The sequence below is a fragment of the Leptolyngbya sp. NIES-2104 genome (genome assembly GCF_001485215.1).
In the GTDB taxonomy this organism is placed as follows: domain Bacteria; phylum Cyanobacteriota; class Cyanobacteriia; order Leptolyngbyales; family Leptolyngbyaceae; genus Leptolyngbya.
Map to the genome: position 1 here is coordinate 1,536,605 of NZ_BBWW01000001.1, position 12,247 is coordinate 1,548,851.

Here is a 12,247-nt window from a genome sequence, read left to right on the forward strand (position 1 = left end):
TCACACAAGGGGTTATTAGGCTTGACGAACTTTATGACGATTTGCCTGGGGTTGGTGAATTCCCAGGCTTTTGCATTTCAGGATGTGTTTTTCTTTGGTTTGCTGGTTATTCAGATTCCAGCAGGGGCAATTTTACTATCGCGATTGCTCAAAGGTGCGGTGCGTCGTCCTCCCCTTCAGCCTCAATTGCCCAAGACAGAATTTTTTGGGGCGGTCAGTGTGATGGTGCCAACCTTAAATGAAGCCGATCGCATTTCGCCGTGTCTCGAAGGTCTGACTCGCCAAACTTACGAAGTGCGGGAAATCACGATCGTCGATAGTCGATCGACCGACAAAACCCCAGAACTCGTCAAAGCCGCACAAGAAACTGATCCACGATTCCGATTGATCAATGATGATCCGCTTCCGTCTGATTGGGTCGGTCGTCCGTGGGCATTGCACAACGGATTTTTAGCTAGTTCTCCCAATAGCGAATGGATTTTGGGGATGGATGCCGATACGATTCCGCACCCCAGCTTAGTGTGTAGCCTGCTCGAAACCGCTACAACCGAGGGCTACGATTTGATCACACTATCGCCACGATTTATTCTCAAATATCCGGGTGAATTCTGGCTTCAGCCTGCTTTGCTCATGACGTTGGTGTATCGATTTGGAGCAGCGGGAGAAATCGGCAGTTCGGCAGAGCGAGTCATGGCGAATGGGCAATGTTTCTTTTGTCGTCGATCGCTGCTCGAAAAAGTCGGCGGCTACACGAGTGCGAAAGGTTCCTTCTGTGATGATGTCACTCTGGTTCGTAATATTGCCGCGACGGGCGCGAAAGTCGGATTTCTCGACGGTGCAAACATTCTCAAAGTCCGAATGTATGAAGGCATGGCGGAAACTTGGAACGAATGGGGTCGATCGCTTGATCTCAAAGATGCGTCTACTCCCGCGCAAGTCTGGGGCGATTTAGCATTTTTAACTTTAGTGCAAGCGTTACCATTACCGTTGCTGATTTTTAGCGCTTGGATTGTTGGATCTGGAAATACCACGTTACCCGCACTAATCGCGCTCGGATTGAATGGGGCATTAGTCGCAATGCGGATCGGATTAAATGCAGCGGTATTGCAATCTTACGATCGCTCTTCTGCGAAAGGCGCTTGGCTCTTCTGGTTCTCACCTTTAGCCGATCCTGCTGCTGTGTTCCGAATTTTCCTATCGTCTACTCGAAAGCCGAAAAGCTGGCGGGGTCGAATTTATGGCGGATAATGTCACGCTTTTCGGCTTGGCAGGTAGTTTAGCCGCAGGACTGGCAACTGGAGTCGGCGCACTGCCGATCTTTTTCATCCAAGAAATCACCCCCCAAGTTCAAGGAGCACTACTCGGATTTGGGGCGGGTGTGATGTTAGCGGCGACTTCCTTTTCGCTCGTGATTCCAGGAATTGAAGCGGCTGAAAAGCTCACAGAGAATCAATTTTTGGCAGCGTCGATCGTGGTTCTCGGCATTCTACTCGGTGGCGGGTTTCTCTGGGCAGCAAACCGCTATTTCCCGCATGAACACTTTATTAAAGGCTCAGAAGGATCGAATTCAAATCGCTTAAAGCAAGTGTGGCTATTCGTGATTGCGATTACGCTGCACAACTTTCCAGAAGGTTTGGCGGTTGGGGTCGGGTTCGGAGGTGGCGACGTGCAGAACGGGATTGCGTTAACGATCGGAATCGGCTTGCAGAATTTCCCAGAAGGATTGGTTGTAGCGATCGCACTTTTAGCCGAAGGATACCGCAGACGAAATGTATTCGGAGTGGCACTCTTAACGGGACTTGCGGAACCCATTGGAGGCGTAATCGGGGCGGGAATTGTGTCGATCGCGTCGATCATTCTGCCGTGGGGGATGGCATTTGCAGCGGGAGCGATGCTCTTTGTAATCAGCGATGAAATTATTCCGGAGTCGCATAGTTTGGGTAAAGAGAAGCAAGCAACCCTTGGAGTCATGATTGGCTTTGTGCTAATGATGTTTCTAGACGTGACTCTTGGTTAAAAATGAGCGACTCACAGCGATCAAACTGGTATCAAACCGCTCTTGAAGAGTGGGACTTTCTCCGAAATAGCTTCGACCCAGACGAACCTGAATGGGAATATGGTATGCGTGAGATTCTTGCATCACTCGGTCTGGCGCTGAACGAGAATCCAGATCATCTAGAAGCGCGTGAACTAAAAGTTCTGCTGATGGTTGAACAACTAGGCGCTTATGAAGAGGCGTTGGAAGAAGCAGATGAATTAGTGCGACGCGCTCCCAATCACGCTGCCTACCGCCATCTGAGAGACCGGGCACAGCAACTTGCGAACGCCACATAAAGGTGATAATCCGGCTTAGCAGTCTCCAAATTTATTTCGGAATGTTTCAACTCGTAACAGCGATCGCATTCCGGTTCAACTCCCGTAGTAAATTGGGGAAAATTGACGCGGCATCATCTGTATTTTGCATCGATCCGGGTTCGTTAATTTTCAGAACAAAAGGAAGAGAACAATCATGGTTCAACGTGGTTCAAAAGTTCGCATTCTGCGGAAAGAGTCTTACTGGTATCGTGATGTCGGTACGGTTGCCTCGATCGACCAAAGCGGCATCAAATATCCGGTGATTGTGCGATTTGATAAGGTCAACTACACGGGCTATAGCGGTCAAGCAAGCGGGGTTAACACCAATAACTTCTCACTGAGCGAACTCGAAGAAGTTGAGCCACCCGCAAAGAAAGCGGCGGCTCCAGCAGCAGCAAAACCCGCGGCAAAACCCGCAGCAAAGAAAGCAGAGTAAATTCTCTGCGATAATCAGAGTTGAGTCAGTACCTTTCTTCTGTTGGTGCTGGCTCTCTTTTTTGTGCAATCGTCATACTTCCACAGCTTGATTTGCGATCGCTTGAGATTGCTGCTGAAATTCGTCGAGCAACTGAAAGAAGTATTGAAGCCCAGCGGCTTCATCAGAACAGCGCAGCATGATGAGTTTTGCCCAGGATGCGCTAGAAGATGTGCCGAACTTCTTCTGTAACCAGGGTTGAAATTCTTCGTGAAATGCCGCTTCTTCCTTGGTCAGTTCGATGTTCAATTCGCTTCTAGCAATTTCGTAGCCGTTGAGAAACATGAATAAATTGCTTACCGAAGGCGCTCCAAGATACATTCCTGGGCGATGTCTAATTTTTTCTAAGATTTCTAGTAATCCGCTCACCGATCGCCTCCGGAGTTATGTGAAATCGATTTCTTCGATCGTAAACGATTCGCTCGGACAATGAAAATCTTGTAGCCAATCTTGGCGCGTGAGTCCGACAGTCGAAAGGTTATCAAAGACTTGCCCTAATACTTCAACGCCGTAGTGAGTACCGTTTTCAGTAATCGATTGATTTGGGTCAAAGCGATCGCTACTAATAAACGCCTCCCCTCGTCGTTTGGTTTTCAGCTTCGAAATCTTTCCTTGAATTTGATTTGCCGTTAACCACTGCATCATTGCTCTAGCACACTGTTCGCACGACAGTAATGGAAACTCAGAGGCAATCTGAAGCATAACTTGATAGACCTCTTCGGCTGAACGTTGAGACATAACAGTACGATCACAAGTCTTGGCATTATCTCGCGATTGTCGCTGTTGTTAAAATAGGATTTTACGAGTGTAGTCGCTGTGCCTGAACTGCCTGAAGTTGAAACGGTTCGATTAGGTTTAAACGAGGTCGCGCTGAATCAGCCGATCGTAGGGGGAGAAGTGTTACTCGATCGCACGATCGCTTATCCAAATTCCGATCAGTTTATTTCAAGCTTAAAGGGATTGTCGATCGCACAATGGCATCGCTATGGAAAATATCTTCTTGGACAACTCGATCCGATTGGCTGGCTGGGTGTCCATCTGCGAATGACCGGAAAGCTGTTGTGGATGAAACAATCTGAACCGTTGTCGAAACATACGCGAGTTCGATTGTTTTTTGAGGGCGATCGAGAACTTCGCTTTGATGATCAAAGAACATTCGGGCAAATGTGGCACGTCGTTGGAGAGGCTGATCCAAAGACTATCATTACAGGCTTACAGAGATTGGGACATGAGCCGTTTTCGGATGAGTTCTCAGATCTGTATTTTTATGAGCAGTTGAAAAATCGTAAACGCCCCATTAAGAATGCACTACTCGATCAAGCGTTAGTTGCGGGAATTGGCAATATCTATGCGGATGAAGCTTTATTCCTAACCGGGATTCATCCTGAAACATTATGTACGGAATTATCGATCGAGCAAACCTCTCAACTGCGAAAAAACGTCATCCGAGTGCTAAAAGATAGCATTGCGGCAAGAGGCACCACGTTTAGTGATTTTCGGGATGTGTCAGGGGTGAATGGTAACTATGGCGGCATGGCTTGGGTGTATGGGCGAGAGGGCGATCGCTGCCGGACTTGTGAGACAGTGATTGAACGGCTGAAGTTAGCAGGTCGATCGGCGCATTTTTGCTCGACTTGCCAACCTTGCAAAAGTAGTGCGGATCACAATTTACAAAGGATACGTAAGAAATAATAAATTTGACCTAACCTACTATTTCCCGTATGTCAAAGCGTCGAGACTTTCTAATTGGCAGTGCGATGAGTGCTGCCGCTGTATCTATGATTTCTAAAGCCAATGCCCAAGATAATCAACCTTCTAAGCGCCCTGAAATCAATGCGCTAAGACAAGGCTATGTTGGTCAATATCAAGGCAGCGTATATCTTTTACCTGCAAACAATGAAACGGTGCAGTGGGGTTGGTTTAACAATGCCGAACCGCCTCGCGCTCGAATTAAATCGGGTGATACCGTGGTGATGGAAACGATGATGGCATCGCTGAATCAGATTTTACCGGGAGTGCCGATCGAGCAAATTACCAAGCTGCGCGTCGATTTTCCCGGTCGAGGTCCTCATTCGGTTACAGGTCCGATTTTCGTTGAAGGGGCAATGCCTGGTGATGTACTGAAGGTGCGGATCAATCGGATTATTCCTCGCAGCTATGGCGCGAATTGGAACCTGCCTGGAAATCTGAAGCTAGGACAGTTCCCGGATAAATTTCCTGAAGCGCAGGTCAAGCATTTCTATCTCGATCTCGGTCGGGGTGTGACCGAATTCTTGCCTGGAATTGAACTACCTGTGCGCCCATTTCCTGGAATTATTGGAGTAGCACGAGCAGAAAGCGGACAATATAGCACTGTTCCACCGGGAGCGTATGGCGGTAATTTAGACTGTCGTGAATTGGTGCAGGGAACAACGATCTATCTACCTGTGTTTGTGGATGGTGCGTTGTTGTGGTCGGGCGATTCTCATGCGGTGCAAGGCAATGGGGAGGTGAATTTAACCGCGATCGAGAGTGCGTTTAGCGAATTGAATTTGACGATCGAAGTTTTGAAAAAAACGCCGCTCACCTTCCCCCGGATTGAAACGCCGACGCACTGGATCACGATGGGATACGATCGCGATATGAACAAAGCGGTCGATATGCTGGTTGAGCAAACGGTTAAATTTGTTTCAGACTGGAAGCGGATTTCGAGCAAAGAGGCTCAACAGTTCATGAACGATTACGGAGATTGTCGAGTCGCTGAAATCGTCAATCAGTTGAAGGGCGTTTACTGTATGTTGCCAAAGAAAGCCAGCCCAAAACTTGCTCCGAATCCAACCCAAGACACTCGTGATAGTTATGTCACCACTGCCACTGATGCAGATGTGCAAACTGCGATGAATCTTGCTTCACTGCGAATGATCGAGCGGATGACCCAACTGAAGAAACTATCGATGTTAGATAGCTACTCGCTGGCAAGTTTGGCAATGGATGCGCGGTTGGGACGGATTGAACCGGGTGCGAGAACAATTCATAGTTTGATGCCGCGATCGCTTTGGGTCAAGAAAGCCTAAGAGGGGGTTTGAAAATTGTCGTTCGGTGCCACATCCCGCCCTGAAATGAATTTCGGGCTAATCGGCGAAAGTCCTTTGAAAAGGACTAAGAACCTGAAACTACCTCCGAGTCTACTTCAGTAGACTTTCTCTCATTAGCCCGAAATTTATTTCAGGGCGGGAGGCAAACGAGAGCGAAAAGACTTTTTATACTTTTCAAACACCCTCTAAAACCAGTCGGCGATCGCATCGGTCGATTTTACTAACCGCATTCCAGCAGCAGCAAAACGCGCATACGCTTGGTCTGCTTGCTCGGTAAAATCGACCACACCCGGAACCACGACCGGAGAAGTGCAATCTTCGAGCAGATACACTTTCCGAGTCAGGCTAGAGTCATACGCTTGGATTTCGGTGAGCAAATCATCGATCGTCCAAGCGACGCAATGACTCTTCGCCTGACCTGCAATGATCACCGCATCAAACTTGAGTAATTTGTCAATCAATTGACTGTTCTTCTGTGCAAGTAGTTCGCCCCCAACTGTAGTGAGCACTTCAGGACGCAACACCGAATAGTTTTCAGTGAGTGGCTGATTACCTTTAATCTCAAAATTCGTCTGACTCTTGCGGGCAATACAGTGGAAAAACGCTGCTTCTTCAAATGCCGAAACCAACGCATGACCAATTCCACCCAGCATCGAGTGGTAGGGCCACACCGTTAGCGGATACTTGCCTTCGTCGGTTAGCTGTTTTGTGTAGTGCAGCGCATGATTGTTTAAGGTGTCGTAATCTGCTTTCAAACTAAACGCAACAGCAGGATTGACTCGCCAAACTCCTTTCTGAACATCCTCGAATGAAATCAAAGTTGCGGCTGGTATTGGATGCTCTCCAGCTTCATTAAGCCAGAAGATCGGATGAAAGATTTGCATCGCCGTGTGAGTATCCATTGTGGGTGCAATTTCGGTAATGCTGCCTAAATTGCGATAGATAAACTCACACAGTCGAATATTATCTTCAACGGCTCCAGTACCCGATCGACCCCCCACGAATAATTCAAAATCAGGAATACAGAACGTATTCTGCACGTCGATCGCTAGAAGACAGACCCGAACTCGATCGTCACTTGCGGGCGAAATTCCATGCTGTTTCGCCCATTGTTCGGCTTCTACTGCTCGCTGTTGATAGGGAACCCGCCAAACAGAACTGACAGAAGCACGATCGAAGAATTCAGGAATCATACGTTAGGCTCAATTCATCTTCTTCGATCCTAGAGGGATTTTCAGAAAATGACTCATCCACTGAGAGCAAAACTGGAGCGTTATAAGTACGATCGACCACCGTTGTTGGCAATTCCTGATGATATGCTCCGGACGGAAGCACCCCACAACCGCCATATTTCGCCATCACTCGCTGCTGTACAAACACATCTTCGCCGCAGTGATTTTCAGGCAGATCTTTCCAGAAATTAAAGCCGCCGACCTCCCGAAGCTTTTCCATGTTGTACATGACACAGCCCCCGATCCAGGCAATTTTGTATTTGCGAGGGTGATCCGGTGTGATGTTGTGCGATCGCTGAATGTGATACAGATTTGCTGCATTGTGCAACTTCCAGCGCTCCCATTGGGGCATTCCGGGTTTAAGCTTTTCCGGTCGAACGGGAGTCGTCCAGAACTCGATCGCTTGTTCGTGCGGTCGAATATCTTGAGCAAAACTCAAGCCGATCAATCCACTCCCAACGAAACCGCAGTTTTCTTGTTCGATCGCGTTCACAAATTGCTCGATTACAAACGGTTCGAGGATCAGATCATCATCAATGAATAAAACATAAGGTGCAGTCGCTTGATCGAGCAAGAACTGTCTTTGTTCTGCGAGTCCACGACGCGGCAAATGGTGATGGATTTGTACTTTATGATTGTGCGATCGCAGAACTCGAATCGGAGTTTGGACTAGATTTGATGCGATCGTATTTGGATCATCAGTCTGATCCGAAATGATTACATTAAAGTTTTGAAATGTTTGTGCAATCAAGCTCGTTAAAGTAACAGCTAACGCTGAAGCACGATTGTAGGTAGGAATTAGAATATCAACTTTAGACATATCAATTGAAAAGGGTGCAAATCTAATCACACCCTCCACATCAGGGTTTACAAAGCAGTCATCACTCGAACTAGCTCATCTGAGATATCCACAGATGCAACACTAGAATGCTCGAACAGAACACCCGCAAGGAAATAAATATTATCCGTGTAGAAAGCTTGACCCTGATCTCGCAGCTTAGCAATCCAGTTTTTCACTTTCGGCTCAGAACTATAACAACCAAACTGCAACGGTGTCACCATAAAGTCTGATACCGTATAACCCTGTTCGGCTGCACATTCAAAGGTGCCTAACGGATTCGAGTAGCTCGACACTAAAACCATTACTCTCGGATAGTTCAGCGTCAATAGTTTATTCGTGAGTGTGGCTCCATCTACACCCCCATGCAAGAGCGGCATCCGAATTTGATTATCTGGAGCGGGAATGTAAGGCGGATTTGCAATCAAACAATCTGCATCGGTTGGTGCTGCCTCAAAGAATGATTTGTTGTGCAGCACATATCGATCGTGCAGATTACACTGACCAACTCTGGATTGAGCTACCTCATACGCAGAGGGATTCAGTTCAAAACCGTGAATCACATCGTGACAGCGCGATCGCACTAGTGAATTGATCACCGGACTACCATCACCCGAACCAAATTCAACAATCAAGCGCGAATCATCACACTGCGAAAATACCAATCGCTCTAAACAATGCGAATAGAAATGCGACTCTTCAGGGCAGAAAAATACTTCGGTTTCAGCAACCGTTTGTGTTGGTCTAATTAGTGTCCCAGTCAAGGTAATACCCTCTATGATTTCAAATCACAACAATGAAGGGCGGTCACCACAGCCGCCCCAAAATCCCCGATCGATTACTCTAGTCCAATTGCAGGAAGCGATTCAGTTTCAACCCCATGACGAATCATCGCCACGATCGCGGCTCCTGCTCGATCGCCCATGAGTTTCTCTTGGTCATATCCCAACAACAATTGCCAAGCTTGCTGCGGATACATATCGACCAGAGGTAACGTCACGTTCTCGATCATCCATCGTCCATGTCTTTCATCTTCCTTGATGTGCAAGTCCCAATAGCCCATTGCACCCTCAGAGAGCTGAAGTCTCTGAGCCGCAGCAAGATAGTTCCGATATGCAGAAGGACCTGCTACTTCAAAGTAAGCTAAACCACCGTTGTAGCGTAAGAAATGACGCTTACATTCCGTTAGCAAGAAGTTATGATTCGTGGTTGCTAACGCTTGCCAAGGAACCAGATCAAAATATGCTTCAGGCTGAGTACTCAAGCTTAATTCGGTCATCATTTTCGCGAAAAATGTCGAATGCTTCCGCGACAAACGACCATTACCATATTCTTCGAGCAGTACTTTCGTTAAAGTTGCTTGAACTTCATTCGCGGCACCACCGAGAATTCGAGAAAGGCGGCTTGCTTCGACCAGTCCATCAAACGAAGTGATTGCTAAAAGGTAACGATAACCTTCAAATGGCATCTCTTTACGAAGGTAGAGCGCATCTTCAGAGAGTTCAGGATCGAGATCGGTTTGATAGCGATCGAGCAATGCCTGTTTCAGATCTACCGAATGATAAGCTTCAGTATCAATCTGTTTGAGTTCCCAAGCTTGCCAAGCGGCTTCGATCTCATTGCGGACTTTTTGCAAGTATGTCGATCGCTCATTGGTATAGTGCGTTAAATCGTCGTACCAAAATAGGTTTAAGCGATTGATGCGGTAGAGGATGCGCTGTAGGAAAAGATGGGCAGCATCCGAACCTTGAGCTTGATCATAAGCTTCTTTGAGTGCAAAACTCAGTGCCGTTTCAAAGTACCGAATTTGCTCTTCAAACTGATTGAGTCGCTGATCTAAGTTTTCAGCTTCGATCAGTTCACTAAAAGTTTGTTCAGCCTTGTAGTAAGGATTGGTCTTAACAATGGATGCGATTGCCTCTGGCATCAATTGAGTGGGCAGAGGAGCGACTAAACTACCGTGCATTTATCTTTCTGGGATGACTCGATTTTCATTTCTATGCTCGTTTATCCAATCTTGAAGTTGCATCTACCTCAGAGGGAGATCGCTAAGTCTTAAGGAGTAGTTTTACGATTTGACAAACGTCGTTTCTGGAAATCCTAGTTTTGCTAACAATTCATTCCAACGTTCGATGCTTAAACTGCCCCCCGATGCCTGATCGTGTCCGTGTCCATAGCTTCCTTCTCCGGCTGAAATCGTTTGACTCCGCAGGAATTCGAGCACATTCACACTGTTCGATCGAGCCGCAAAATTAACCCGCCCCGGCATATATCCTTCATTGGCTGCAATCACCACTAATTTCGGCAAGCGACCGCGCCAACTTTGAGCAATCAAGGGATGAATCTGACAAGGCGAGTTCATCCGAAGTAGAGCAACATTCCCTGAAAAAACGGGAGCCACTTTTCTGGCTTCATCGATTGCAAGTTTGACTTCTTCTCTTGCCGATCGCAGTTGTTGCACATCCGCACTATCGGAATTCACCAATGCTTTCGGACTGGAATGATTTAATAATGCTCGTGCTGCGACTTCTGGATCGTAGTGTGAAGCTCGTCGAGACGCATTAATTAAGACTGTTGCTTCTTTGAGGTATTTCGCGGTGTACTTCCGTTTTGCCGTGGTTAATAGTTCAAATGGAGCGCGATCGCCTAAATCGCTCAATGTTCCGATCGCAGCAATCCAGTCGAGGTCGGAAATATCCGCGATCGATTGCGCCAGTTCCCAAATGATCAGCGATGTATTCGGGATCGGCTCCCAATTGTAGGCACTAATTAAAGTATCGCCATCCGGCACACCTTCAGGATGGTGATGATCAACAAAGCAAGTCGGAACCCCAGAAATTACAGGCTCCGAGCGGCTTCCTAAGTCCATCACAAAGAGATAAGCCGGATTTGAGGATTGAATGATAGCGCGATTGTTAGGTGTCCAGGCGTTGCGTTCTCGATCGGGAATCACTCGATGCACTGAGGCAAATCCCGCCCGTTCAAATGCCCGCTGCCAAACAACGCCCGCCGTGACTCCATCCGCATCCGAATCATGAATCGCAACGATTCTCGAAGAATGAGACATTCGATCGACAAACTGCCTGAATGCCTGAAGTGCTGCTTCTTGATTCGGAGTTCCAACAGTAGCATCAACTGTAAAAGCCATAACCCAATCCTAAAATTCAAGTTCTTCAGTCCCCTTCAGTGGACTTTGCACTGTTAGCCCCGAATTCCATTCCGGGGCGGACGAGCAACGAAGCAAACAACCCCCACCTACACCGAAACCGCCTGCTCCATCAAATCCGAAGGCTCCTCATCCTGAGTCGATGGAGTCACCGCCTCAATCTGAATCTCTTCCTTCTTCTCAGTCTCAACCACCACAGGCGGCAACACATTCAAATCCGAATACAACCACTCTTCCTGTAGCTTCTGAATTGCAAATTCCTTCTGCTTCGCTTCAATCTCAATCCAGGGAACTTGCCGATAGCAACTCGGCATAATCGTAATGTAATCACTATGTTTCTGATCCAAAAACGATTCCGCACCATTTGAGATATGAACCACTTGCCAATCTGGATTTTCCCAAGTCGATCGAGCAATTTCAAACGCCCGAATCACACTTTCATCCTCGTAGCTCTCGACCTTCTCATGAATCACATGATGGTGAGCATCAAACAAATGCGGAACGCCTGCCGCCTGACAAACTTCAGCAATTTGCTCTGATCCGTAGGTGTATTCATCATTCTCCAAGGTCAAGCGCGATCGAATATTATCAGGCAAATTCCGAATCGACTCGATCAATCGTTCTGCTCGATCGCCTTTGCCACCGTGAATGTTCATCAACGCCCAAGGCGATCGGGGTAATCCCAATAAATCAAACGTCCGAGCGTGCATCGCTAGAATCTTGATGCTGTTTTCAATTACTTCAGGACGATCGGAACTCAGCACCACAAACTGATCCGGATGCAATACGAGTCGTACTTTAAGCTGTCTCGATTGTTCTCCGATTAAGCCCATCCCTTCCGTGAACTCATCTAAAATTGCGGCTCCCATCGGATCATCTGCAAACGGAAATAACCCCGAACTTAATCGATACAGTCCAATTTTATTCGCCGCGCAGAACTCGATCGCAATTCCTAATCGCCGCAGATTTTCCGCATACAATTCGCGCAACAATCGTTCCTGCTCGACCAAATCAAACTGTAATAATCGCTTGCGTGTGATCGTTTTAAACCGCACCGTTTTCGATGCAGAGATACACACTAATCCAAGTTCAGGGGTCATAATCGTT

The 12,247-nt window shown here is 47.3% G+C and carries 14 protein-coding genes; 6 read left to right on the plus strand and 8 right to left on the minus strand.

Going from position 1 to position 12,247, the window contains the following annotated elements:
- Positions 1 to 33 precede the first annotated feature (33 nt).
- From cruG to NIES2104_RS07095, 4 genes are all read left to right on the plus strand, one after another.
- The gene (cruG, locus tag NIES2104_RS07080) at positions 34 to 1,248 is read left to right on the plus strand and encodes a 2'-O-glycosyltransferase CruG (protein WP_058997063.1); all 1,215 of its coding nucleotides are present in this window, start codon (positions 34 to 36) and stop codon (positions 1,246 to 1,248) included.
- Positions 1,238 to 2,017, plus strand: a complete 780-nt coding sequence (locus NIES2104_RS07085; protein ID WP_058997065.1) for a ZIP family metal transporter — start codon at positions 1,238 to 1,240, stop codon at positions 2,015 to 2,017. Before cruG ends, NIES2104_RS07085 begins: the two co-directional genes overlap by 11 nt.
- Positions 2,018 to 2,019: 2 nt before the next feature.
- Positions 2,020 to 2,334 carry a hypothetical protein gene (locus NIES2104_RS07090; protein WP_058997067.1) on the plus strand — a complete coding sequence of 105 codons (315 nt, stop codon included), beginning with the start codon at positions 2,020 to 2,022 and terminating at the stop codon, positions 2,332 to 2,334.
- Between the two features lie 175 nt (positions 2,335 to 2,509).
- Positions 2,510 to 2,791 carry a photosystem I reaction center subunit IV gene (locus tag NIES2104_RS07095; protein ID WP_156426887.1) on the plus strand — a complete coding sequence of 94 codons (282 nt, stop codon included), beginning with the start codon at positions 2,510 to 2,512 and terminating at the stop codon, positions 2,789 to 2,791.
- Positions 2,792 to 2,863: 72 nt separating this feature from the next.
- Here the strand turns inward: NIES2104_RS07095 and NIES2104_RS07100 are convergent, their stop codons facing one another.
- Entirely contained in the window at positions 2,864 to 3,199 is a 336-nt protein-coding gene (locus NIES2104_RS07100; RefSeq protein ID WP_058997069.1) for a hypothetical protein, read from the minus strand.
- A 15-nt stretch (positions 3,200 to 3,214) separates the two neighbouring features.
- A complete protein-coding gene (locus NIES2104_RS07105; RefSeq protein ID WP_058997070.1) occupies positions 3,215 to 3,568 on the minus strand; it encodes a papain fold toxin domain-containing protein in 354 nt (117 codons plus the stop codon).
- A 78-nt stretch (positions 3,569 to 3,646) separates the two neighbouring features.
- Here NIES2104_RS07105 and NIES2104_RS07110 point away from each other — a divergent pair, with 78 nt between their 5' ends.
- A complete protein-coding gene (locus NIES2104_RS07110; protein WP_058997072.1) occupies positions 3,647 to 4,522 on the plus strand; it encodes a DNA-formamidopyrimidine glycosylase in 876 nt (291 codons plus the stop codon).
- Between the two features lie 29 nt (positions 4,523 to 4,551).
- Complete coding sequence (locus NIES2104_RS07115; protein ID WP_058997073.1) at positions 4,552 to 5,883, plus strand: acetamidase/formamidase family protein; 1,332 nt, start codon at positions 4,552 to 4,554, stop codon at positions 5,881 to 5,883.
- A gap of 206 nt (positions 5,884 to 6,089) precedes the next feature.
- On the opposite strand, the gene NIES2104_RS07120 is transcribed toward NIES2104_RS07115, so the two are convergent.
- From NIES2104_RS07120 to uvsE, 6 genes are all read right to left on the minus strand, one after another.
- On the minus strand, positions 6,090 to 7,097 hold the full coding sequence (locus NIES2104_RS07120) for a hypothetical protein (protein WP_058997076.1): 1,008 nt from the start codon (positions 7,095 to 7,097) through the stop codon (positions 6,090 to 6,092).
- On the minus strand, positions 7,087 to 7,956 hold the full coding sequence (locus tag NIES2104_RS07125) for a glycosyltransferase family A protein (RefSeq protein WP_072218037.1): 870 nt from the start codon (positions 7,954 to 7,956) through the stop codon (positions 7,087 to 7,089). The genes NIES2104_RS07120 and NIES2104_RS07125 overlap by 11 nt, the downstream gene beginning before the upstream one ends.
- A gap of 47 nt (positions 7,957 to 8,003) precedes the next feature.
- Positions 8,004 to 8,738 (minus strand): SAM-dependent methyltransferase, encoded by a 735-nt coding sequence (locus NIES2104_RS07130; RefSeq protein ID WP_225895214.1) that lies wholly within the window; start codon positions 8,736 to 8,738, stop codon positions 8,004 to 8,006.
- Between the two features lie 74 nt (positions 8,739 to 8,812).
- The gene (locus NIES2104_RS07135; protein WP_058997079.1) at positions 8,813 to 9,940 is read right to left on the minus strand and encodes an iron-containing redox enzyme family protein; all 1,128 of its coding nucleotides are present in this window, start codon (positions 9,938 to 9,940) and stop codon (positions 8,813 to 8,815) included.
- Between the two features lie 102 nt (positions 9,941 to 10,042).
- Positions 10,043 to 11,122 carry a DHHA1 domain-containing protein gene (locus NIES2104_RS07140; protein ID WP_058997080.1) on the minus strand — a complete coding sequence of 360 codons (1,080 nt, stop codon included), beginning with the start codon at positions 11,120 to 11,122 and terminating at the stop codon, positions 10,043 to 10,045.
- 107 nt (positions 11,123 to 11,229) lie between these two features.
- Positions 11,230 to 12,240 carry a UV DNA damage repair endonuclease UvsE gene (gene uvsE / locus NIES2104_RS07145; protein ID WP_082689943.1) on the minus strand — a complete coding sequence of 337 codons (1,011 nt, stop codon included), beginning with the start codon at positions 12,238 to 12,240 and terminating at the stop codon, positions 11,230 to 11,232.
- Positions 12,241 to 12,247: the final 7 nt, after the last annotated feature.